Here is a 25,013-nt window from a genome sequence, read left to right as displayed (position 1 = left end):
ATATCACCCCATTTAGATTACAACTGTAATTATAAGCTTTAGTTTACAATTGTAATTTGTGTTATCTTATAATATATTCTTTGAGATATTAATTATTACTTTTATTTGAATAAAGCTAAACGGCAACTTCATATTATATAAAGATAATTTGTGTATTACAATATGGATTCATTGATAAACAGTGAATCTATATTGTAAAAAGAAAATCAATGTGATAATATTATTTTAAAGTTTATATAAGCATATATAAGTATATATAAATTATGGAGGAAATTTTTATGAAGTATTATGGAAAAACTTCTTTATCATCTTTATTAAAGTTAATGTTAGATTTTTTAATTATCATGGGTTTTGTTGTATATTTATTTATACTTAGAAAAGCATTGATAATTGAGCAAACAAATTTATTTAATCCTAAAAATATTATTACATTTATTCTATTTATCCTAGGTGGGTTCGCATTACTTTGCATAATGTATTATCTTAGATGTATTATGAATTCATTAGTTAAAATGACCCCTTTTGTATGGAAAAATGTTAAAAGTTTAAGAAATGTTGCTATTGCGTGTTTTACAGTTTCAGGTTGCTACGTGATTAATTTTTTTATTAATAATCAATTTTTAAACTTTAGGTTAATAGAAATCGATGCGAGTGGTATACATACAGACATTGAGTTTATAATTTTTTTCTTTGCAGGTTGTTTTACAGCAATTCTTTCTAAGGTTTTTAAACAGGCAATTGAGGTTAAAGAAGAAAATGACTTAACTATATAGATATTCACGAGATATGAATAAATTGAGGTGAAATACATGGCAATAATAGTAAATCTAGATGTAATGATGGCAAAAAGGAAGATTAATTTATCGGACCTTGCAATTAGAGTGGGAATTACAAAATCAAATTTATCTATACTTAAAACCAATAAGGCAAAGGCAATAAGATTCTCAACCCTTGAGGCTATATGTAGTGAGCTTAAGTGTCAGCCAGGGGATATTTTAGAATTTAAAGGCGATGATCATATTAAACCAAATAAATAAAGTACCCAGTAGAGTTTTACACTTTATTTTTAAGTGTCAATTCTATAGGTACCAAAATATTAATATCTATCTGCTAAGATGTCCTTACTTACTGTGCGTAGTCTTCCTTTGATAGGTGTATTTTGAAGCGCTTCGAACACCAATTCACCTTTATTATTTAATATTTCTACAAAAGTAGATATATCTATTATATTAATGATGCCTATATCGTCCTTAGTCATTCCGTCAATACTACAAAGGGTACCTACGATATCTGTCGCTCTCATCTTTGTCTTTTTACCTGCATTAATATGTAATTTCATAATTTCTTTACTAAGTTCTGCTCCTTTTGATTCTTTAACAACAGGCCTTGTATCCATTTTTTTAATAAATTCCTCTTTGGCATTATTTATGATTTCAGCTTCAGGTCTTTCTTCTAAAGGGATTTCCTTGCCAATATACTGCTCTATATCGTACAAAAACCTATCATCACGATTTGTTACGAAAGTAATAGCATGGCCCAGCTTACCTATACGACCAGTTCTTCCTATTCTATGTACATAACTTTCCTTATCCTCTGGAATATCATAATTAATTACAAGCGTAATGTTATCTATGTCTATACCACGAGCTGCAACATCTGTAGCTACAAGATATCTAAAATAACCCTTTTTAAAATCATTCATTACTCTTAATCTATCACTCTGTTCCATACCGCCGTGTATTTTTTTACAAGTATACTCAAGATCTAATAGGTCATTATAAACTGAATCTACCTTCACTTTTGTATTGCAAAATATAATACAACTATCTGGGTTTTCAACAGTAGTTAAATCGCTTAAAAGATCTATTTTATCAAATTCATGTACGTTATATTGCTGCTGACATATATTATCAGATGCTTTATTTTCATCCTCAATTTCTATATATATAGCATCTTTCATATATCTGTTACATAAACTATGTATGTCTTTTGGCATTGTAGCTGACAATAACATGGTTATACGGTCTTTTGATAAACCACTTAGTATTGATTCTATTTGATCTACGAATCCCATATTAAGCATTTCGTCTGCTTCATCTATTACAAGATATTTTATATCAGATGTATCAAGTGTACCTTTTTCTATATGATCCATAATGCGACCAGGGGTACCAACCACTACATGTGTTTTTTGTTTAAGTTCTTTTTTTTGATCGTTGAAAGGTGACTTTCCATAAACAGCACATACTTTAAGTCTTTTAAATCTACCTATATTAAAAATATCTTCTTTGACTTGGATAGCAAGCTCTCTTGTTGGTGTAATTACTAATGCCTGAGGTTTATTTTCCTCCCAATCAACTAACTGGCAAATAGGGATGGCATATGCTGCGGTTTTTCCACTTCCGGTTTTAGATTTTACTACCACATCCTTTTGTGCTAGGACTGCAGGTATAACTTGCTTTTGAACTTTTGTAAAATCTTTAAAATTTAGCAAACTAATTGCTTTTAATAAATCAGTACTTAAATTATACTCGTTAAGGTTTTCTTTTATCATTCAATCATCTCCCAATATATATACTAACCTTTTTATTATAGCACACCCATGAAATTCTACGAGAAATAAAGTATAAGGTGTTTTTTTATAAACACAATCTAAAAAAAGCCACAGCTTGAGATATAATACCACAGCCTATGACTTTTACAAAAAGCAAAAAGACCAGTAAATAGTTTCCTATTTACTGGTCTAATATTACTACTAAAGAACAGTAATATTTTCTGCTTGTGGGCCTTTAGGTCCTTTAACGATGTCAAAAGAAACTTTTTGACCTTCATCAAGTGATTTGTAACCATCTGAATTTATTTGAGAGAAATGTGCGAAAACATCTACTCCGTCTTCTCCTGTAATAAAACCAAATCCTTTTTCACCATTAAACCATTTAACTGTACCATTCATATAATGTATACCTCCGAAATTTTATTTCTTAAACTACTTGAAATAACAAACCAATAAAATTTTGATAACAAAATACTATATTTTAAAAATTATATTTGAAATATATCTGCGCTTCATTATTCACTATTCATTTAAGTACTCCTTAATAATATCACAGGTTATTACAAAAAGCAAGTTATATTGTATATTCATCTATTTAAGTGCTTAAAGTTTATATATTAAGCAGTTGTATTCACACAAATAGAAGCCTTTAAATTTAATTAATTTATTTAAACTAACTACTTACTTGCTAATATTTGTTCTATACGTTCGAGTTCATCCGAACTAAAGTCTAAATTATTGAGCGCGCCTACGTTATCTTCTATTTGACTTACCTTACTTGCACCTATTAGTGCAGAAGTAACGCGATCACCTCTTAATACCCAAGCTAAAGCTAGTTGAGGTAAAGTTTGTGAACGTTCCATTGCTAAAACATTTAGTTTAGCAACTTTTTCTAATTGCACTTTTGTAATATCTTCAGAATGTAAGAAAACCGATTTACCTGCTGCTCTAGAATCTTTAGGAATTCCATTTAAATATTTGGTAGTAAGTAAACCTTGGTGTAGTGGTTTAAAGGCTATACAACCTATACCTTCTTCCTCTAAAACATCTTGAAGACCATCCTCTATCCATCTGTTAAACATTGAATAAGAGGGTTGGTGAATTAAACAAGGGGTGCCTAATTTCTTAAGTATAGCAGATGCCTTTTGAGTTTCTGCTGGTTTATAGTTGGATAAGCCTACATAAAGAGCTTTGCCTTGTTTTACTATTAAATCTAAAGCTGACATAGTTTCTTCTAAAGGGGTATTTGGGTCAGGTCTATGATGATAAAAGATATCTACATAATCGAGTCCAGTTCTTTTTAGACTCTGGTCAAGACTTGAAACTAAATATTTTTTTGAACCCCAATCACCATACGGACCAGGCCACATTGTGTAACCAGCTTTTGTAGAGATAACAAGTTCATCTCTATAACCTGAAAGATCTTGTTTTAAGATTCTGCCGAAGTTTTCTTCTGCAGAACCAGCAGGAGGACCATAATTATTGGCAAGATCGAAATGTGTAATTCCAAGGTCGAAAGCCTTATGAATTAGATCTCTTGAGTTTTCAAAGGAATCTGAATAACCAAAATTTTGCCATAATCCAAGAGATATGGCAGAGAGTTTTAAACCGCTACTACCACATTTATTATATTTCATTGTTAAGTATTTTTTACTATTAGATACATATGACATTTTTTCACCTTCTTATATTAATATTATCATATATCATGAATATGTAAACCATTTAGTATGAATAAACCATGCTGTCGTATTTTTATAACATCAATGTTATAACGTGTATTATCTATAAAATTTACATAAATTAGAAAATGAATTTTGTTAACATACCATCTTTATAATATTATGGTATAATATGACGATATTCAGAATAAAATAGCGAAAATTTAATTTTGGAGTAAAACTATATAAATTTATATGCCTATACCATAAACAGCAAATTTAACTGGAGGGCATTAGGAGGACACTTAAAATGAATAAATTTAAAAGTATTAAATCTATTTTCTTAGCATCAGCATTAACAATTGGTGTTGCAACAATTACATCACAAAATGTATTTGCAACTTCACTAACAACTAAAACTTATATTGTGAAAAATGGGGATTGTTTATCTGTAATAGCTAAAAAATGTGGACAATCATTAAATGATTTAAGGAAAGCTAATAACAAATGGAATGATACTATTTTCCCTGGGCAAACGATCAAAGTTTCAGGAGAAAATAGTGCTAATCTTAAACCAAGTGTACAAACAAATAATAATCCAACTAAAACATACATAGTGAAAAGTGGGGATTGCTTATCTGTAATAGCTAAAAAATGTGGACAATCATTAAATGACTTAAAGGAAGCTAACAATAAATTAAATGATACTATTCTCCCAGGACAAATTATTAAGGTTCCAGTAACAGTTAGTTCTACGTCGGCGCAAGTTAAATTAAAGGTTCAAGATAAAACGGTAGCTAAGTCAGAACGTATAGCAATAAAATATACAGAAAGTGATTTGAACTTATTATCTAGACTAATAACTGCAGAGGCACAAGGAGAATCTTATAGTGCTCAAGTTGCTGTAGGCGCAATAGTTGTAAATAGAGTTAAGAGCAGTTATTTTCCTAATTCAATCAGTTCTGTTATAAATGAACGCACAAAAGGAGGTTATCAATTTACACCAGTATTAAATGGTAATATCAATAAACCAGCACAGGCAAGCGCTCTTAAGGCTGCGAGTGAAGCTCTTAGCGGAGTTGATCCAACAAATAATGCATTGTTTTTTTATGATGGCAGTGTTCCTAAAGGACTAACCGCGCCACAACCAATATCAATAGTAATAGGTAATTTAACATTTGTGTACTTATTAAAATAATGTTTGTAAAGTAACTTTAATAATTTATTTGCGTGAGTGTGAAAAAGTGTAAGTACAAAAACAAAACAGCTGAGATATATCGGCTGTTTTATTTTTTGTTATAATGGTAAAATATATAACAAAAATAATAGGGTGGTATAGATATGTTATTTGGGTTATTCAAACGTAGGAAAGATAAACAATTACAAACTGTAAAGCAAGCACATATAACCATGGAGGAAATATTGAGGTAAAAGTTATAAATGTAAGTATTTTTGCATAAAACAAAGCCAATCTAGGTATTAATTTAAATTGGCTTTTAGAAGAAGCAATGTCTCATTTTCTATTCAGTGATATAAGTGGAATGATTAAATCATCAACAATATGTTCTACATATTTCATTTCAATAGGTTTTCCTGTGGAAATGAGATGATAACATAATAATGCTGGCCCTACATCAGCGAGAAGTTTCAACTGGTGGTCGTCTATTTTTTGGTTTATGCTACATTCTATGGCTTTACGAAATACATATGTTTGGCTTGTTATACAATCTAAGTGGATGGCTTCGGATAATGATTTATCCCTGCTTATTGCTGTTGAAATGGAGAGCATTACCTTTTGCCTAACCTCATCGTCTACCCCAAAATATGTGCTAAGCAATTCACATAAATAATTTCTCAAATTGTTGCCGCAACGGTTAGGATCAACCTTCTGCACGCTGGGCATTATAAGTGTTATAGCTTCTGCCATAAGATACGGTTTAGATTTCCATCTGCGGTATAAGGTAGCTTTTCCTGCATGAGCACGTAGGGCTATAGCATCCATTGTTACAGAATCGTATCCTTTCTCTGCTACGAGCTCTAAGGCTGCTTTAAGAATAGCCAGATCACGTAGCTTATCAATAGGTCTTCCAAGTCTTACTGGAATTTTTTTTTTATTATTTTCAACAAAATCGGATTTGTTTATTATATCCATACTTTTGTCACCCCGTTCTCGATTTTCTATAAATATAACACAATGAAAATCTTATTTCAACATAACTGAACAAAGTAGTTTTGAAACTATTGTGTTTTGATAATAGCTATGATATACTCTCATTTATATACATAGTGTATGAGGGGTGGAAAGATTAAAATAGGGGAATAAAGAAATAAATTCAAAAAAGATTAAACTTTATTATGAACTTCTGGTAATTAAGGATATAATGTAGAAGGTATTATGAAATCAATAGAATTTTTTTATAGGGTTAAGTATACAATAAGTGAAGGAATAAGAACATAAGAGGTTAAGAGGTTAAGTAATATATTGAGAAAGAGGGGTGTTCTCTGATGAAAAAAAGATCAGGTATTGCTGCATGGACTATAATTTTTGTTATAGTTGCAGTATTTATGCTTTCTAAAACAGATCAGAAATCAACTATTATTAATTTTAATCAATTTCAAAGTAATTGGACAAATAATACTATAAAAAGTTTTGTGGTTCAAGAAGATCAAATGTCGGTTTCGGGAACGTTGAAAAATGGATCTACATATAAAACAATTGTTCCATCTGCCAGACTATTTCAATTTATTAATGAGAATCCAAAGAGTGCAAGTGTTCAGGAAACATATCTAAAACCACCAACTATTCCAGTGTGGTTACAGTACTTGCCTAATGTATTATTGATTTTAATGCTCGTAGGTTTTGGATTTATATTTATGAAGCAGTCAAAAGGTGCCGGTGGAAGCGGCGGTGTAATGAAATTTGGGAAAAGTAAAGCAAAACTTGACGATCCTAATAAGAAAAAAGTTAGTTTCAATGATGTTGCAGGGGCAGATGAAGAAAAAGCTGAGCTTGCAGAGATAGTTGATTTTTTAAAACAACCTAAAAGATACATGGAAATGGGCGCTCGTATACCAAAGGGAGTATTATTAATAGGACCTCCAGGAACGGGAAAAACACTACTTGCAAGAGCAATATCTGGAGAGGCTGGAGTTCCGTTTTTTAGTATCTCAGGTTCAGATTTTGTAGAAATGTTTGTAGGTGTTGGTGCTTCTAGGGTAAGAGATTTATTTGAGCAGGCCAAAAAGAATTCACCTTGTATAATTTTTATAGATGAAATTGATGCCGTCGGAAGACAAAGAGGTGCAGGTGTTGGTGGTGGAAATGATGAAAGAGAACAGACATTAAATCAACTTCTAGTTGAGATGGATGGTTTTGGAGAAAATGAAGGAATAATTATGATTGCAGCTACTAATAGATCCGATGTACTTGATCCAGCACTACTAAGACCAGGTAGATTTGACAGACAAATATTTGTTGGAGTACCTGATAGGAAAGGTAGAGAAGAAATTTTAGCAGTTCATTCTAAGAATAAGCACCTTGAACCAGAAGTTAAACTTAGTGTACTTGCTAAAAGAACACCTGGATTTACAGGCGCAGATATTGAAAACTTAATGAATGAATCAGCGCTTTTAACTGTGCGAAAAGATAAAAAGCTAATTGGAATGGAAGAACTTGAAGAGGCAGCTACAAGAATAATGGCTGGTCCTGAAAAGAAAAGCAGAGTGGTTAGTGAGGATGATAGAAGACTTACTGCATATCATGAAGCAGGCCATGCAATTGTAATGAATTTACTTCCAATGTCTGATCCTGTTCATCAGATAAGTATAGTTCCAAGAGGCAGGGCTGGTGGATATACTATGCGTCTTCCAGAGGAAGATAGATCATATATGTCTAGGTCAAGACTTGAAGGCGAAATTGTTGGGTTATTAGGTGGTAGGGTTGCAGAAAAACTAGTTATTGGTGATATAAGTACGGGTGCTAGTAATGATATCGAAAGAGCCACAGGGATCGCAAGACAAATGGTAATGGATTATGGAATGAGTGATACTCTTGGGACAATAGCATTTGGTTCAGGTAGTGATGAGGTATTCCTTGGAAGAGATATGGGTAAAGATAGAAAATACAGTGAAGAAACAGCACATAAAATAGATCAAGAAGTAAAGAAACTTATAGATGTAGCATATGCAAAAGCTTTAACACTTCTAACTGAGAATAGGAGTAAACTAAATGCTGTTGCAGAAGAACTTCTAATAAAAGAGAAACTTGAAGGTGTGGAATTTCAAGAAATATTTGCAAGAAGTTAAAAAAATCATATATTTGATTTGCTTTTATAATAAAAGTGAAAAAGAAATGAAAAGAACTGAGTTCTTTTTGTTTCTTTTTTTTTGTCATAAATAGTGTTATAAGAAGTATAGACTTATAGTTGAAATATTAGATTATTGTATTGATTTTATTGAAATATATAATATTGTGTATTGACTTGTTACTTTAAAAGTATTATAAATAATAAGACTAAAATTATCATTTTAAAGTAGTCTAATATAATAATCAAATGGGGGTTTTAATATGGATATAATTGATAAAGAAATAGTAGAAAGTATGCTTAATGAACATAATAAGTTTTTTATTTCAGGGGAAACAAGAAATATAGAATATAGAATATCTGCACTTAAGAAGTTAAAAAGTGTAATAAGAAAATATGAGAAAGAGATAATAAATGCCTTGTATAGGGATTTAGGTAAAAGTGAATTTGAAGCTTATGGTACTGAGATTGGTTTTGTTTTGGATAGCATAGGTAATTTTATAAAACATTCAAAGAAGTGGGCTAAAACTAAAAGAGTGAGAACACCTATACATCAGTTTCCATCTAAGGGTTATATTATGCATGAACCCTATGGAACAGTGCTTATTATAGGACCATTTAATTATCCGTTTCAGCTTTTAATCGAACCATTAATAGGGGTCATTGCTGCTGGAAATTGTGCTGTTTTAAAACCATCTGAAAATACACCTACAGTGTCAGGCTTAGTAAAAAAAATAATTGAAGAAACTTTTGAAAAAAACTATATACGAGTTATTGAAGGAGAAAAAGAAACTACTACTGCTCTTATTAATTCAGCATTTGATTACATATTTTTTACAGGTAGCGTACCAGTTGGGAGAATAGTGATGAGGGCAGCTGCGGAAAATCTTGTCCCTGTAACTCTTGAATTAGGCGGGAAAAGCCCAGTAATAGTAGATAAAACTGCTAATTTAGAAATAGCTGTAAAGAGAATATTATGGGGTAAACTTGTAAATGTAGGACAAACTTGTATAGCTCCAGATTATATATTTGTGCACAAAGATATAAAAGAGAGTTTTATAGAAAAGTTAAAAAGCACAGCGATAAGTTTTTATGGTGAAGATGCTTCTAAAAGCATTGATTACGGCAGAATTGTGAGCAGCAAGCAGTTTGAAAGATTGGCTTCAATAATTGAGAAAGATAAGAATAAAATTATTTATGGTGGTCATTCAAATGCAGGTGCTTTGTACATTGAGCCAACAATTATTGATAATGTAGACTTTCAGGATGAAGTTATGCAAGATGAGATATTTGGACCAATTATACCAATACTAGAATATGAGAATTTAGAAGAAGTTATAGAAATGATAAATAATAGACCAAAACCATTAGCGTTATATGTTTTTACAGAAGATAAAAATGTGCAGACCACTGTCTTGGATAGAATTTCGTTTGGGGGAGGGTGCGTGAATGATACTATATCACACGTTGCAAGTTTAAATATGCCTTTTGGAGGAGTGGGAAATTCGGGAATTGGTGGGTATCACGGAAGAGATAGTTTTGAAACATTTTCTCATAAAAAAAGTATATTAAAGAAAAGTACTTCTATAGATTTAAAATTTATTTTTCCACCTTATGGAAATAAAATAAAACTTATAAAAAAAATATTAAAATAATGTAGAGTGGATAAAACTAAGATATAATGTATAATGTATATAAGATATGTTAGAAATATGTTATAAATATGTTAAAATATAAAAATTAATAGGGGTGATTTTATGAGTAAGAGAAAAAAGTTTATTGTATCTTCTATAATTGTAATTCTTTTTATATGTTTATTTTCGTTACGTAATATAGCTCAATTAATTATTAATATTGAGTGGTTTAATACAGTCGGATACCTTTCAGTATACTTCACAAAAATAATTACTGTGTTAAAGCTTATGATACCTGTTTTTATCCTTAGTTATATTGGAATATTGCTATACTACAAAGGTATAAAAAAGAGTATTGCACATATGAAAAAAGTAGTAGAGGTAAATACAAAAAAAGATGTTATTGAAAATAAGATCTTTATAGCTTGTAATTTATTTGTTTCACTTGTATTTTCTTTTGCTTTTTCATCCACATATTGGAATATGATTCTTCAATTCATAAATGCAGTTAGTTTTAATGTGAAAGACCCTATTTTTAATTTGGATGTGTCATTTTATATTTTTAAACTTCCTTTAATTCAATCATTATATAGTTTTATAATGACGCTTTTAGTATTCCTAATTATTATTAAAGTAATAGTTTTCTTTATATTTAAAACAAAGGATACTTTTAAGGTGGGGAAGGCAGTAAACCCTTTTGATGACATTAAGTCAACAGGTAAGGAACTCAGTGTGTTTGCAGGAAAACAAATTGCAATAATAGCTTCACTTATAGCATTTTTCCTTTCACTTGGATATTTATTAAACTCATTTAATTTAGTGTATAGCCCTAGTGGATTTGCATATGGTGCAAGCTATACAGATATTCATGTAACACTTCTATTTTATAAAATACTAATTGTGACTTGCATTGTTGCTGCAGTTGTAATATTTATAAATGTTTTAAAATCAAAGGTTAAGCCCATAATAATTTCAGTTGCCGCTATAGTTTTAATAAGCTTTATACAAGTAATATCTGCAGCTGTAGTTCAAAGCAGTATTGTAAAACCAAATCAAAAGGAACTTGAAAAACCATATATTCAAAACAATATTGATTTTACAAAGAAAGCATTTAATATAGAAAATATTACTACAACACCTTTTAATATAAAAAATGATTTGAAACAAGAGGATATTTCAAGCAATAAGAAGACAATAGATAACATTAAATTAAATTCATCTACGCAGGCGCTTGAATTTTATAATCAAGTTCAAATATTAAGATATTATTATAGTTTTACCGATATAGATGTAGATAGATATAAAATAAACAATAGATATAGTCAAGTACTGGTTGCAGCAAGGGAAATAGATTCAAAATCATTAGAACCAATTACTTGGCAGAATACTCATATGATTTACACACATGGGTATGGGATTGTAATGAGTAAGGTAAACGCTGTTACGACAGAGGGTCAACCTGATTTTGTAATAAAGGATATGCCAATAGTAAACAGTACAAATATCAAACTAACTAATCCTAGAATTTATTTTGGAGAAAAAACAAATGACTATGCATTAGTAAATACTAAGGTAAGTGAGTTTGATTATCCTCAAGGTGGAGCCAACAAAATAGCAAATTATGTTGGAGAAGCTGGAATTAAAATGAATTTAGGTAATAAACTTTTGTTTGCAATAAATAAGGGGGAGTTAAATTTCTTATTATCAAGGGATATTAAGAGTGCAAGTAAAATCCTTATTAACAGAAATATAGTTGAAAGGGCAAAGAGTATAGCTCCATTTTTAACTTATGACAAAGACCCCTATGTTGTTATAAGCGGGGGGAAAATATACTATATAATTGATGCATATACAACATCATCTAAATATCCGTACTCGCAACCACAAAATGGAGTAAACTATATTAGAAATTCAGTTAAGGTTGTAATTGATGCTTATGATGGAAATACAAATTTTTATATATCAGATTCAACTGATCCAATTGTGCAAACTTACGCAAAAACATTCCCGAAACTGTTTAAGGATATGTCAAAGGTGTCAGCTGACATTAAAGCACATTTTAGGTACCCATCTGATATATTTAGCATTCAAAGTGCTGTACTCAGTAAATACCATATAACTGATGCTGGGGTGTTTTATAATGGGGAAGATTTTTGGGATGTTTCTAAGAATGCAACTTCTGTAGGTGCTGATGTTAAAACGACTATTCCTCCATACCTTGTAGAAAAATTACCAGGAATGGATAGTGAAGAGATGATACTTCAACAATATTTTAATGTAAAAGGAAAATATAACATGACAGCAATTTTAGGGGCTAGAATGGATGGAGAAAATTATGGTAAACTGTTCCTAAATAAATTCTCAGTATCAGAAACAACGGTTTACAGTCCATACCAATTTAAGCAGAGAATAAGTCAGGATACTACAATTTCAGCGCAGCTATCTTTATGGAATACAGGAGGATCTCAAGTGCAATATGGAGACACTGTTATTTTGCCAATAAGGAATTCGTTACTTTATATTGAACCTGTCTATTTAAGAGCTAGTGGGAAAAATAGTATTCCTGAAATGAAAAAAATAATAATTTCATACGACAGTAAGTTACTGATGGTTGATAATATTGAAAGTGGACTAGAACAAATATTTAATTATAAGGCACCAAATGTAGCAGTTAAAACTGAAACAGGAACTACAACGACTGCGGCCTTAACCCAAACTGAAACTAAATTAATTAAGCAGGCAAATGATTTATATACTAAAGCACTTGAAGCTCAAAAAAGTTTGGATTGGGCAAAATATGGAGAATATATTAAGCAACTTGGCACTTTGTTAAAACAACTAAATAAATAAATAAAAAGGAACAGATGCGAAATTGCATCTGTTCCTTTTTATTCTAAATAAACAATATAAGTCTAGGAAACACTCCTAATTGTTTATAGATCATAAAGGCTTAAGATTTTGTTGCAAATTATAAATATTAATTTGTAAATTAAATGTAAGGAATTATCGGTGGTTGTTTTAATGTCTTTATGATATTTTTTTAAATTTACATAAATATTTATAATAGTTGGTTTAAGTTGGTTGGTTAGTACATAAATTGAAATGTAGGTTTAGAAAATACATCAAATAATTTTAAAATTAGTTGTGATGAAGGGGTGGATGTTTTGGAAACAGAAGTTGAAAAATCAGCATTAGGGATAATAAAAAAACATAAGAAAATTGTTATGGCTATTATAATTTCTATTTTGACTTTACTTGTTATATATTTGGGAATGGTAATATTTTTCATGAATCATTTTTATTTTGGTTCTTCAATAAACGGAATTAATGTTTCAGGTGAAAGTGTGAAAGAGGTAAATAAACAAATGATATATGAGCTTAATACATATAAGTTAAATATAAAAGAAAGAGGTGGAAAAAATGAACAAATTAAAGCAAATGAAATTGGTTTAAAGTATAATTCAGATGGTGAATTTAAGGAATTAAAAGATAGACAAAATTCTTATAAATGGATTTCAGCATTCTTTAACATAGAAGATTCTAAAAATAAAGATACTAAAATGATTATAGAGGTTAAATATGACAAGACTTTATTAAAGAAACGAGTGGATAAGCTCTCTTGTTTTAATATCAGTAATATAATTGAGCCTAAAAACCCTAGTTTTAAGTATACAGATAATGGTTATGTTATTTTAAACGAAGTAAGTGGTAACAAAGTCAATAAAGGCATTTTATATGATAAGTTGTCAGGGGCTATACTTAAGGACAAAACTACAATAGAATTAGATTCAATCAATTGTTATGTTAAGCCTTTGTATACATCAAATTCTAAAAAAATTATAGACACCAGAAATAGACTTAACAAGTATGTATTTTCAAAAATCACTTATATTTTTGGAGAACATAAAGAACTTTTGGATAAGTCTACGATAAATAAGTGGTTTAAAGTTGATAAAAATATTAAAGTTACTTTTGATGAAAAAGAAGTGAAAAGTTATATAGATCTACTTTCTACTAAGTATAATACAATTGGTAAGAGTAAAAAATTTATTACATCAATTGGGGAAAAAATAGATATAAATGGTGGTGATTATGGTAGATCTATTAATAGGGTTAAAGAAACGGAGGCTTTAATTTCAAGCATAAAAAATGGGGAAACTGTAGCAAAAGAACCTGCATATATTCAAACAGCATTAGCTAAGGGGGATAATGATATGGGGAATACTTATGTAGAAATAAATTTGTCGACTCAGCACTTATGGTTTTACAAAAATGGAGCTTTGATAGTACAAGGTAATATTGTTACAGGTAATGTAAGTTTGAATGATGCAACACCAGATGGCGTATATAAATTAAAGTATAAAGAAAAAGATGCAATTCTTAAAGGGCCAGGATATGCTTCTCCGGTCACCTTCTGGATGCCTTTTAATGGGGGAATAGGGATTCATGATGCAAGTTGGCGAAATCTATTTGGTGGAAAAATATATAAATCAAATGGTTCCCATGGATGTATAAATTCACCTTACTATTTAGCAAAGGCAATCTTTAACAATATTGAGGTGAGCACTCCAATTGTTTGCTATAGTTAGTAAGGAGAATTTAACGACATTTTATATATTTTAAATAAAAGCAATAATCGCCCACATAAGTATAAAACTTATTACAATTGTTAAATTATTGACAGTTCCTACAAACCTAGTATCGTAGTCAAATTCTACTGAGTAAGGAATAACTGTAAAACTTATTGGTAATATAAGACCAATTAGCATTGTTTTTTTGAACATTGGATCTAGGGGAACTAAATTATATATAAGTATTCCTACTCCAAATCCAATTATGTATCTTAAAGCAATTATTTTGGCCATGTTTTTCAAATATGCCTTCTTAAAAGAAAAGCTCAGGTATAATCCAAGCGCTAACAATGCGAGAGGCATATTTGCTTTGGATAAAATTCCAGTGATTTGTATAATAGGTTTTGGAATATTAAGGCCCAAAAGATTAATAGTTAGTGTAATAATGTATGTAAGAAAAGGAATTGAGTGTAGCGTTTTAGAGATAATATTTTTGTAGCTGACTTCACCTTTATTACTTGAATAAATGCTTGCAATAATATAGCAAACAGCGAAAACAATGAAGGAATTACCCATATCAAACATGCCAAAGTATTTGAGTCCTGTTCGCCCCCATATTGACTCTACTATAGGATATGCGAAAAGACCAACATTGAAGGAAGGGACTAGCATTGTTAACATTCCTTTTTCGCGCCTTGATTCTCCTTTGAATAAAAGCAGGGCAACTACTGCCATAATTAAGCCAAACACAAAGCTAATTATAGGGACAATCAGCAGGCTTTTATCTATAGTCATTGTACTGAAAACATTTATTACAATGGAGGGAAGCGTAACATTAAAAATTAATCTGGAAATAACTTCTCCATCACTTTCTCTTAAGATATTTACTTTCTTTAGAAAATATCCGAGTAAAATAATACTTAATGACATAACAAACTGTGAGTTAATAGTGTTCATTTATTGTCTCCTTGTGTATAGAGTCTAATTATAATAATTTAATATCTTCATGTTTAGCAAATTCGTCTAGAATATCTTCAACTAAAGCATGTTGTAAGTTCCTAAAATTTCTAGCCTTGCAAATAAGCCTTAAGTTTAAACAAACACTTCCTGATTCCATAGAAGTATATACCGTATGAGAAAGATTTTCATAATAAATAGGAAGCGTTTTTGAGGCTATGTTTAGTGAATTTTTTGCTTCTTGTTCTATATCGCCTACCTTATCATCAGCGATAGACATTAATATATTCTTAGCTTCTCTCCAATTACTATTGAGTGTAAGACTTATTTTAATTTCATTCCAAGTAAAAGGGAACGCATTAGTTTCATTTATAAGATCCTCAGTGAGTATTTGTATATTTGGTATATGAGTAATTCTCCCAGTACTTTGTCCATAGGTTCTGTTGTCATTTTCCATGACTTCAATTATAGTAGTATAAAACCAATCTATAGCGACTACGTCCCCAAGGCTTTCTCCAATCTTTATTCTATCCCCTAATTTAAAGGGCTTATGAGTATTAATTATAAGCCAGCCCAAAAAACTCGCTACAAGATCACGAAAGGCAAAGGCAAGTCCAGCTGAAAAAATACCTAGAAATGTAAATATATCCTTTGATTCATACATCCATATTGGTATAATTGTTATGGCAGTTAAAATATTTAAAGAGAGTGAGGATGTTTTTTTATATTTTATTGTATTAAGTGAATCAAAATTTGATTTATTAATAAATGAGCATATACTCTTCTTTAGTAAATGAAACATCATTATTATAAATAACGTTATAATAATCTTTATTAGGACTCCTACGGTTTGAAATTTCAAACCTATATCGAACAAAAAATTAATCACTAGTTTATCCCCTTTAACATTAATTTAAACCGCATAATATATAGTTCAAATAGTATAGAGCAAAATCGCAGCTATGTCAATGACAGTATTTGAATAATGTGATATAATATTAGCTTATTCGCTAAAATTTTATCTTATCAGATTCGTATTTTAAATTATCTTACAAAATGCTATTGTACAAGTTATATTATATAATTTAAACACAATAAATTAAAGTTAATGGAGAGATGAAAGTTGAAAAACAAAAGATTTTTTATTTTAATTGTATTATTTCTAGTATCTTCTATGAGTTTAAATGTTTTTGCTGAAACTGTTGATGTTACGGCGAGTACTACTAATGTACCAACAATATATGGGCAAGCAGCTATAACTGTTGATGTTGCAACTGGCGAGATAATTTATGCGAAAGATGTGTACAAGCAAATGTATCCAGCAAGTACAACAAAGCTAATAACCGCACTATTGCTCGCACAAAACAGGGTAAAAACTGATAAAATAAAATATACGCAAAGTGCGAAAGTTCAGCCAGCTGATTCATTAAATGTTAATTTTCATCCTATCGGACTTAATGAGAATATGTCAAGTGCAGACGTAATGGATGGTTTGTTATTATTTTCAGCAAATGACGCAGCCTATATGATTGCAGACAACATTGCAGGCAATTCTACAAATTTTATGAAAATGATGAATGATAAGGCATCCAAATTGAAGATGACTAAAACTCATTTTGTAACTCCTAACGGACTTCATGATCCAGAACATTATACTACAACTTATGATATGAGCATATTGGCTAGAGTTGCATTTTTAAATCCATGGGTAAAAGAGTCAATGAATAAAAAGCAAAATACTATATCAACATCAAAAGGTACGACATTTAAAATTGAAAATAGCAATAAACTTCTTGGTGTCAATGGTTGTATTGGTGGGAAAACGGGATATACTTCAAAGGCTGGGAGATGTCTTGTAGCTTTTTATGAAAGAAATGGTAGAGAAATTATGGGCGTTGTTATGGGATCAGTTATGGATGCAAATGACACTTATGTTTTCAATGATATGGAAAAAATTATTAACTATAGCTATGATTTACAAAGGACAGTATTACATGCAAACAATTCAGTTGTTAAAACTGAAACATTAAAATACAAGCCGCTTAAATTCTTTGGTCCGGAGAAAACTGTTAGTGTACCACTAGTAGTTAAGGAGGACGTTAGTTATTATAAGAACGATGCAAACCAAAAAGATTTGAAGGAAAATATAAACTTATCTAATATTACTGTTTCTAGTCTTAAAGGTAACGAGAGCATTGGAAGCTTAGGATTAACGCAAAAGGGGGAAATTAAAACTTATAAGCTTTATTCAGCAGCACCCAGTGGATCTTTAATAAAGAATAGTATGCCTATATATCTTATGTCAGCTGCAATAGTTATTATATTTTTAGTAGTAATAACTCTAATAATAAGAACAAAAAATTTAAATAAGAGAAAAAGAAGGAGAAGAAGATATTAAATATATTTTTTATCAATACTATAGGAGGAATAGCATGAAGAAATTGGGTTGGCGTTTTAGATTCTCTGTGTTATTGATATTTTTATCAATAGTATTATATTCTTTTCATTATTATTTGTTTAGAGATACACATCTTATTTTGTTGTATTTTTTAGGTGATTTAGCGTTTATACCTATTCAAGTTTTATTGGTATCATTAGTTATTGATAGAGTTATTAAGCAAAGAGAGACGGAAGGCTTAATAGAAAAACTAAATTTAATAATAGGCGTGTTTTTTAATGAAGTGGGAACTAGCACATTAAAATATTTTACAGCTATTGATTCAAACGTTAAGGAGATTGCAGATTTTCTTATAGTTGATTCAAGTTGGGAAGAGAGAGATTTCAAAAAAGCATTGCAAAAATGTAAAAATTATGATTATGAGATTGAATTCCACAAAGTTGACTTAGAAGAAATAAATGAATTTCTTTTAAGTAAAAGAGGCTTTTTATTGAGATTATTAGAAAATCCCAATTTATTGGAACATGAAACTTTTACTCACTTGTTAACAGCAGTTTTTCATTTGCAAGATGAGTTGTCTTCAAGAAATTTGTCACAGCTACGAGATGATGAAAAAGAACATATAAAAAATGATATAAAAAGGGTATATAGAGCAAGTGTAAGCCAATGGATTATGTATATTAAGCATTTAAAAAACACTTTCCCTTACTTATTTGTTACAGCAATGACAAATAATCCTTTTGATAATTAATATTGATACACTATTCATATGTGAAGTTTGAAATTAGAATATATTTATATTAGGGAACTATGATTTTTATACGAAAAAAAACTGTTTATAATTAAACAGTTTTTTTAAAGATTTATATTAAATTTATATTAATTAAAGGGGGCTCTAATTAAAAAAATCAATTACTCTTTATAGTATTTATAATAACGATTATATGTGTCACTATAGTGACATAATTAAGAATTAATTGTAAATAAAAAATATACTAATAAACGATAGGGGAGATTGTGTTGTGAAATACTTAATAATTGGTACAGGTGGTACAGGGGGGTGTATTGGAGGATATTTAGAAAGTAGTGGAAAAGACGTTACATTTATTGCAAGAGGTGCTCAACTAAAGGCTATAAAGAAAAATGGACTTATTGTTCACTCCACACTAAAGGGTGAAATAAATATGAAAAATGTTAAAGTATTCGATGGCTACGAAGAGTTTGGCAAGTTTGATGTTATTTTTTTATGTGTTAAAGGATATTCTTTAGAGGGGACTATTTCTACAATAAAGAAGGCTTCTCACGAAAAAACCATTGTAATTCCGATTTTAAATGCATTAAATGCGGAAGAAAAATTATCAAAGGTTTTGAATGGTATAATTGTCCTTGATGGTTGCATTTATGTTGGTGGATACATATCAGCTCCTGGGGAGATTACACAGACCATTAAAATATTTAGAGTTGTTTTTGGAGCAAGAGAAAATACAAATGTAGATATGAATTTATTATATAAAGTACAATTAGATCTTGAGGAAGCAGGAATAGACGGGGTTGTCTCAGATAATATAAGACGTGATATATTTAAAAAATTCTCATTTACGTCTGCATATGCGGCTACTGGTGCATATTATGATGCTTCAGCTGGTGAATTTCAAAATGATGGAGAATGCAGAAAAATGTTCGTATTGCTTCTTAAAGAACTACAGAAGATTGCAATTGTATTAAATATTAACTTGGATACAGATTTTGTAGATGAAAACCTTGTTATTTTAGGTGGATTTAGTTCAGATACAACAGCTTCAATGCAAAAGGACATTAAGAAAGGAAAAAGCAGTGAAAAGGATGAACTTATCTTTAATATTGTAAATATTGCAGAAAAATACGATATTGATCTTCCGAATTATAAGAAGATAGCAAAGTATTTTGGCTATAGTAAAAGTCCTATGAAAACTAGAAGTTAAGTTTTTATAGAACTTTTTTCTTTGTAACATTTAAATGCTTCTATAAAAATTTTATTGCATGATGTTTACGCATAAAAAAGAACTGATTAAATTACATCAGTTCTTTTAAAGTTTTATATTAAATTTATATTAATTAAAGGGGGACTCTAATTAAAAAAATCAATTACTTACTTTCTTTCTATATTTTTATTATAACAATTATTTGTGTCAATATAGTGACGAAAGTAAGAACTAATTGTAAATTTAATAAAGAATTAACAAAATATAATATAAAAACCAAAAGTTTTCTAAAATAAATGCATTTAAATAATAATATCATGAAAAATAATGGTAAACATGACTAATAAAGCAAAAATAATTTCTTTATAAGAGTTTTTTAGCAAAATCCATATTATCAAATTTATTTTCTTTTATATAATTTAGTGAATCAGTTAAATAAGTTCTGTGGTGTTCTGTGGTCTTCGAGAAAGTTTGGATGAATTCAGCTATATCTTCTTTGTTATCCTGATTATTATATAGATATCTTCCAACTAAATAAAATCTAATAAATGAAAATCTTACTAAAAGCATAATATATCCATCAAATATTGATTGAGATTCAGTAAATGGGAACATGTAGTTATACATAAAATTCACTAAATAATTCTCAAAAATATAACTATTATTATTCATAGAATTTTCAGTATAATCCTCAAAGGCTTTTGTATAAAGCTTAGAATGTTTACTAACGTCTTCTTCATCAAACTTAAATCCAGATATAATTTGATTAGTATATTCCTTAAAAGAAACACTGTCTACTTCTTTAGATACTTTTAAAAAACCAAGCATTGTTTTGAAAAAATCTATCTGAAAAGTATAGCTTGATCTATTTTTTTCATAAGAATCACTAACTGAATTTATATCATATTCTTTAATAAATCTTGGCACATTATTATATTTATGTTTAAGTTCTTTTTCTAATGTGTTTATAAAATTACCGAATATATAAAGCCTTTTACTTAGATCAAACTTCCTATTTTGAATTATTTTAATACTCAAATCTCTAATTTCTTTAAAATATTTAATGGGTGAGTTATTATATTCTGTAGATGTAGTTTCGATATCACTTGATATTATATGTTTTCCTAAAGTCTCTTCACTTTGCGTAAATCTAATTCCTTCTTCTTTTAATAAAAGAATTCTTGCAGCTTCTGGACAAGCTACATCAAGGGACATTTCATAATACTTATCCACCTTATTTGTTATTCTAGGAAAAGACGTGCATACATTTGAAAGATATTTCTCTCCAATTTTAGAATAAATAATACAATAATTTTCTTCGTCTAAAAAAGCGCACCTTTTTCCAGTTTTTAATTTTACTTTCCCATAATCTACATCAGGGCTTAAGTAATATTCATTATTATGTACATTTTTCTGAAACATGCGCTTCATTTCTTTATCCTCAACTTTATAATACTGCCTGAAGGTGGTCTTATCAATATCTATATCCCAACCAATACAACAACTGTCTTTGCATTTTCCACCAATACATTCAAATTCTTTAAGATATGTCGGATACCTTAGTTTTATAGTTTTCTCCATTGTCTACTTCCTTTGCATATAAATTACTTCAAGTTTTATGTTCTATAGTCATTTTACTATAGTATCTTAAGTTTGTCAGATGTCTATTCATACGAATTTGTTTGAAAATGATTTTATAAAGATTTTTATCTGTTTAGTTTATATATTATGCGTTAAAAATGGTATAATTAAGAAAATAATATTGCGTGCAACATTATTTTAGAATGCTTTTATATTTCAAATTTCGAAACAAAAAAGAACTGATTGTTACATCAGTTCTTTTTTGTTTGTTTAAATTTATATTTAATTAAAGGGGGCTCTAATTAAAAAAAATCAATTACTTTCTATGTGTTTATAATATCAAGTTTTTGTGTCATTTTAGTGGCAAGAGTAAGAACTAATTGTAAATAGTTATTGATAATTTTTTAATTATGAGTATTTAGAGTAAAATATATATTGTTAATATGCATCACTCAAAGTACTGTTTTTAGGGTATAATAGATTATAAAATAATAAAATATACCATAAAAATATTAATTGCTAATATTAAATTAGAAGGTAGCAGATAGTTTTTAAAATGAAAATTTGATAAAAAATAAAAAAAGAAGGTAAAAATATGAAAAATGATGTAAATAAAAATATGGAAATAATGAAAAAAATTATTGAAGACAAGAAAGCAAAATCTTCACAGCAAAAAAATACTAGGAGACCGCCAATATATGGACCACAAAGTTCAGGATCAGGAAATGGTGGAGGTTTAGTTGGTAAATAATCTATATGTAAATTAACTTAATAGAATATGCAAATGAAAGAATACCTTTAATTGTAGGATGATTGGACTACAATTAAGGGCATTTTTATTTTCCTTACATAGGCTATATGAATTTGGTTATATTAATATTAAAGTATTATTAAAAAAAAAATAATTAATAATTGTTTTGTATTTTTAGTTAATGTGAGGAGGATGCTACAATGTCACATATAGATAAAAAAAACAACCAAGAAAGTAAAAAACTGGTAAAAAAACAAAAGAAGCGTTATATAAAATGAAAGAAGAAACCGCTAATGAAATAGGCCTTTCTAAAAAATCACGAAAAGAATAAAAGTATGGCTACTTTTATTGGCGAATAAAGAATATTAATATATAACTCAACTGATATTTAAAAATCCATCTGGATTCCAGATGGATTTTTAATATTATTAATTACTTAGTAAGCGTTTACAACAGTCCGTTGAGTTTTTAAAGTAGTTTGGTTTAGTTGTTTAATTATACAGTTTAAATATTGTATAACTAATGACTGATTATGTAAAAGTATGGGAAATGATAAAGCTGAATAATAAAATCTTTACACAATCTTTATACGAATGGGCTTATCTTTATACTAATTTAGCATAAAACATGTATTGAATTTGATATAATATGTTCACTATCAAATACATGAATAATACAATACGATTAGAGTTAGTAATTACTAAAGTCACGAGTATTATAAAAAAGATGGATATGATTTTATAAAGCCAATATTAACTATGGGGGGCGGTTTAATGTTTTCTAAAATTAGAGAATTATTAATAGGTAAAACACTAAAAACAGAAGAACTAGAAGGAGAAAAATTAAATGTTTTTTGGGGATTACCTATATTATCTAGTGATGCTATTTCTTCTGTTGCATATGCCGGGGAAGAGATTTTATATATATTAATTGGAATTATGGGTATTATGGCATATAAATATATGTTTTCTGCCGCATTAGGTGTTATTTTACTATTAATTTTACTGGTATTGTCTTATCGGCAGACGATTGATGCTTATCCAAATGGTGGTGGCTCATATATAGTTGCTCATGATAATCTTGGTATAAAACCTGGACTTATTGCTGGGGCATCACTTACCGTTGATTATGTACTTACAGTTGCTGTTAGTATATGTGCTGGAACGGCTGCAATAACTTCGGCTATCCCATCACTGCTTAATCATAAAGTAGCTATAGCTCTTTTTATGTTAATAATTTTAACAATTGGTAATTTAAGAGGAACGAAGGAATCATCTAAAATTTTTGGAGTTCCAACGTATTTATTTATAGCTTCTTGTATAGTTCTTATCGTTACTGGTGTTGTAAGATATTTTATTTTTGGATATTCACCAGTACCATTGTATTCAATTCCTAAGCAAATTGGAGACATTACATTATTCTTATTTCTTAGGGCATTTGCTTCAGGCTGTACTGCATTATCTGGAGTTGAGGCGGTAAGTAACGGGATTCCAAATTTTAAAGAGCCATCTCAAAAACATGCAAAATCTGTTTTGGTTTTGCTTGCTTGTTTGGTTCTATTTATTTTTGGTGGATTATCTTTCTTAGCAACAATTTATCATCCAGTACCTGTTGCGGATGTGACTGTGTTTGCGCAAATTGCTCAGCAAGTATTCGGAAAAGGTATAATGTTTTATATTATTCAAGTCACCACTGCATTTGTTTTAGTAATGGCCGCAAATACAGCTTATGCAGGTTTGCCATTGCTACTTTCATTAATGGCACAAGATGGATATGTTCCAAGGCAATTTTCACAAAGAGGAAAAAGGCTCAGTTTTTCAAATGGAATAATAGTACTCGCAGCATCAGCTGGTATATTAATCATTGTGTTTAGAGGGGATACTCATTTGCTTTTGCCATTATATGCAGTAGGAGTATTTTTATCTTTTACATTATCACAAGTTGGAATGTTCCTCAAATGGACAAGGAGCAAAGAAGAAGGATGGATGCATAAGGCAGTTATTAATGGATTAGGGGCTGTTGTAACTTTTATTACAGTAATACTTATAGGTATAACAAAGTTTGTCCATGGGGCTTGGTTAGTTTTTATTATAATACCTATACTTGTTTATATTATGTTAAAGATAAAAAACCATTATAATAAAGTGGTAAATCAAATTAAATTATCTATTGATGAAAGACCTAATATTGGAATAAAAACAAATAATGATCAACATGTAATAATACTTTTAGGTACATTAAATAAGACGTTCTTAAAGTCATTAAATTGCGCTAGATGTTTATCTAACAATGTAGTTGCCTTTCATGTATCAACGGATCCTGAAACGACTGAAAAACTAAAAAGAAAATGGAAAGAATATAATCCAGGAATTCCATTAATAATTGAACATTCGGCGTATAGAGACATTATAGAACCATTAATGAATTTTATAGAGTCTGAGGATCGTGCATCGAAACATGGAGAAACGGTAACGGTAGTAATATCACAGTTTGTTATTACTAAGTGGTGGCACAATGTACTTCATAATCAAACGGGATATTTTATAAAGAGTATGTTATATAAAAATAGAAATGTTGCAGTCCTCACGGTACCGTATATAATAAAAGAGTAGATACTTAAAAATCCTTAGTCTAGACTAAG

Annotated in this window: 20 protein-coding genes; 13 read left to right on the top strand and 7 right to left on the bottom strand. The window is 29.5% G+C overall.

The annotated features are described in order from the left end of the window. Nucleotides 1-278 precede the first annotated feature (278 nt). Nucleotides 279-773 (top strand): DUF2975 domain-containing protein, encoded by a 495-nt coding sequence (locus KPL37_RS07635; RefSeq protein ID WP_216147456.1) that lies wholly within the window; start codon nucleotides 279-281, stop codon nucleotides 771-773. A 36-nt stretch (nucleotides 774-809) separates the two neighbouring features. Then, a complete protein-coding gene (locus KPL37_RS07630; RefSeq protein ID WP_216147453.1) occupies nucleotides 810-1,037 on the top strand; it encodes a helix-turn-helix domain-containing protein in 228 nt (75 codons plus the stop codon). 59 nt (nucleotides 1,038-1,096) lie between these two features. Here KPL37_RS07630 and KPL37_RS07625 read toward each other — a convergent pair whose 3' ends face one another. From KPL37_RS07625 to mgrA, 3 genes are all read right to left on the bottom strand, one after another. Further along, the gene (locus KPL37_RS07625) at nucleotides 1,097-2,554 is read right to left on the bottom strand and encodes a DEAD/DEAH box helicase (protein ID WP_216147450.1); all 1,458 of its coding nucleotides are present in this window, start codon (nucleotides 2,552-2,554) and stop codon (nucleotides 1,097-1,099) included. A 201-nt stretch (nucleotides 2,555-2,755) separates the two neighbouring features. After that, entirely contained in the window at nucleotides 2,756-2,953 is a 198-nt protein-coding gene (locus tag KPL37_RS07620) for a cold shock domain-containing protein (RefSeq protein WP_071611355.1), read from the bottom strand. Between the two features lie 278 nt (nucleotides 2,954-3,231). Continuing rightward, nucleotides 3,232-4,227, bottom strand: coding sequence for an L-glyceraldehyde 3-phosphate reductase (mgrA, locus tag KPL37_RS07615; RefSeq protein ID WP_216147446.1), 996 nt, complete (start codon nucleotides 4,225-4,227; stop codon nucleotides 3,232-3,234). Nucleotides 4,228-4,525: 298 nt separating this feature from the next. Between mgrA and KPL37_RS07610 the strand changes: the two genes are divergently transcribed. Further along, a complete protein-coding gene (locus KPL37_RS07610) occupies nucleotides 4,526-5,413 on the top strand; it encodes a LysM peptidoglycan-binding domain-containing protein (RefSeq protein WP_216147442.1) in 888 nt (295 codons plus the stop codon). A 315-nt stretch (nucleotides 5,414-5,728) separates the two neighbouring features. Here KPL37_RS07610 and KPL37_RS07605 read toward each other — a convergent pair whose 3' ends face one another. Further along, nucleotides 5,729-6,367, bottom strand: coding sequence for a TetR/AcrR family transcriptional regulator (locus tag KPL37_RS07605; RefSeq protein WP_216147439.1), 639 nt, complete (start codon nucleotides 6,365-6,367; stop codon nucleotides 5,729-5,731). 353 nt (nucleotides 6,368-6,720) lie between these two features. Here KPL37_RS07605 and ftsH point away from each other — a divergent pair, with 353 nt between their 5' ends. The 4 genes from ftsH (at nucleotide 6,721) to KPL37_RS07585 (ending at nucleotide 14,742) form a co-directional block, all read left to right on the top strand. Beyond that, nucleotides 6,721-8,520, top strand: a complete 1,800-nt coding sequence (gene ftsH, locus KPL37_RS07600; protein ID WP_216147435.1) for an ATP-dependent zinc metalloprotease FtsH — start codon at nucleotides 6,721-6,723, stop codon at nucleotides 8,518-8,520. Nucleotides 8,521-8,782: 262 nt separating this feature from the next. Further along, nucleotides 8,783-10,174: an aldehyde dehydrogenase gene (locus tag KPL37_RS07595; RefSeq protein ID WP_216147432.1), complete on the top strand. Its 1,392-nt coding sequence runs from the start codon at nucleotides 8,783-8,785 to the stop codon at nucleotides 10,172-10,174. A 102-nt stretch (nucleotides 10,175-10,276) separates the two neighbouring features. After that, nucleotides 10,277-13,003 (top strand): UPF0182 family protein, encoded by a 2,727-nt coding sequence (locus KPL37_RS07590; protein ID WP_216147429.1) that lies wholly within the window; start codon nucleotides 10,277-10,279, stop codon nucleotides 13,001-13,003. A gap of 305 nt (nucleotides 13,004-13,308) precedes the next feature. Further along, entirely contained in the window at nucleotides 13,309-14,742 is a 1,434-nt protein-coding gene (locus KPL37_RS07585; protein ID WP_425514030.1) for a L,D-transpeptidase family protein, read from the top strand. Nucleotides 14,743-14,772: 30 nt separating this feature from the next. On the opposite strand, the gene KPL37_RS07580 is transcribed toward KPL37_RS07585, so the two are convergent. Together KPL37_RS07580 and KPL37_RS07575 are read right to left on the bottom strand one after the other, a co-directional pair. After that, nucleotides 14,773-15,681, bottom strand: a complete 909-nt coding sequence (locus KPL37_RS07580) for an AEC family transporter (RefSeq protein WP_216147426.1) — start codon at nucleotides 15,679-15,681, stop codon at nucleotides 14,773-14,775. Between the two features lie 28 nt (nucleotides 15,682-15,709). Beyond that, complete coding sequence (locus KPL37_RS07575; protein ID WP_343216228.1) at nucleotides 15,710-16,570, bottom strand: mechanosensitive ion channel domain-containing protein; 861 nt, start codon at nucleotides 16,568-16,570, stop codon at nucleotides 15,710-15,712. A 234-nt stretch (nucleotides 16,571-16,804) separates the two neighbouring features. Between KPL37_RS07575 and KPL37_RS07570 the strand changes: the two genes are divergently transcribed. The 3 genes from KPL37_RS07570 (at nucleotide 16,805) to KPL37_RS07560 (ending at nucleotide 20,040) form a co-directional block, all read left to right on the top strand. Continuing rightward, on the top strand, nucleotides 16,805-18,079 hold the full coding sequence (locus KPL37_RS07570) for a D-alanyl-D-alanine carboxypeptidase family protein (RefSeq protein WP_246578171.1): 1,275 nt from the start codon (nucleotides 16,805-16,807) through the stop codon (nucleotides 18,077-18,079). A gap of 34 nt (nucleotides 18,080-18,113) precedes the next feature. After that, a complete protein-coding gene (locus tag KPL37_RS07565) occupies nucleotides 18,114-18,830 on the top strand; it encodes a hypothetical protein (RefSeq protein WP_216147423.1) in 717 nt (238 codons plus the stop codon). Nucleotides 18,831-19,101: 271 nt separating this feature from the next. Further along, on the top strand, nucleotides 19,102-20,040 hold the full coding sequence (locus KPL37_RS07560) for a ketopantoate reductase family protein (protein WP_216147420.1): 939 nt from the start codon (nucleotides 19,102-19,104) through the stop codon (nucleotides 20,038-20,040). A 363-nt stretch (nucleotides 20,041-20,403) separates the two neighbouring features. Here KPL37_RS07560 and fliB read toward each other — a convergent pair whose 3' ends face one another. Further along, nucleotides 20,404-21,621 (bottom strand): flagellin lysine-N-methylase, encoded by a 1,218-nt coding sequence (fliB, locus tag KPL37_RS07555; protein WP_216147417.1) that lies wholly within the window; start codon nucleotides 21,619-21,621, stop codon nucleotides 20,404-20,406. Between the two features lie 595 nt (nucleotides 21,622-22,216). Here fliB and KPL37_RS07550 point away from each other — a divergent pair. The 3 genes from KPL37_RS07550 to KPL37_RS07540 all read left to right on the top strand — a co-directional run bounded on the left by KPL37_RS07550 (nucleotide 22,217) and on the right by KPL37_RS07540 (nucleotide 24,984). Continuing rightward, nucleotides 22,217-22,372, top strand: a complete 156-nt coding sequence (locus KPL37_RS07550; protein WP_216147414.1) for a hypothetical protein — start codon at nucleotides 22,217-22,219, stop codon at nucleotides 22,370-22,372. A 274-nt stretch (nucleotides 22,373-22,646) separates the two neighbouring features. Continuing rightward, the gene (locus KPL37_RS19690) at nucleotides 22,647-22,703 is read left to right on the top strand and encodes a hypothetical protein (protein ID WP_246578174.1); all 57 of its coding nucleotides are present in this window, start codon (nucleotides 22,647-22,649) and stop codon (nucleotides 22,701-22,703) included. A 442-nt stretch (nucleotides 22,704-23,145) separates the two neighbouring features. After that, entirely contained in the window at nucleotides 23,146-24,984 is a 1,839-nt protein-coding gene (locus tag KPL37_RS07540) for an APC family permease (RefSeq protein ID WP_216147411.1), read from the top strand. Nucleotides 24,985-25,013: the final 29 nt, after the last annotated feature.

Source organism: Clostridium frigoris (genome assembly GCF_018861865.1).
Taxonomy (GTDB): Bacteria; Bacillota; Clostridia; order Clostridiales; family Clostridiaceae; genus Clostridium_AD; species Clostridium_AD frigoris.
This window is presented reverse-complemented; position numbering and strand designations above follow the sequence as displayed.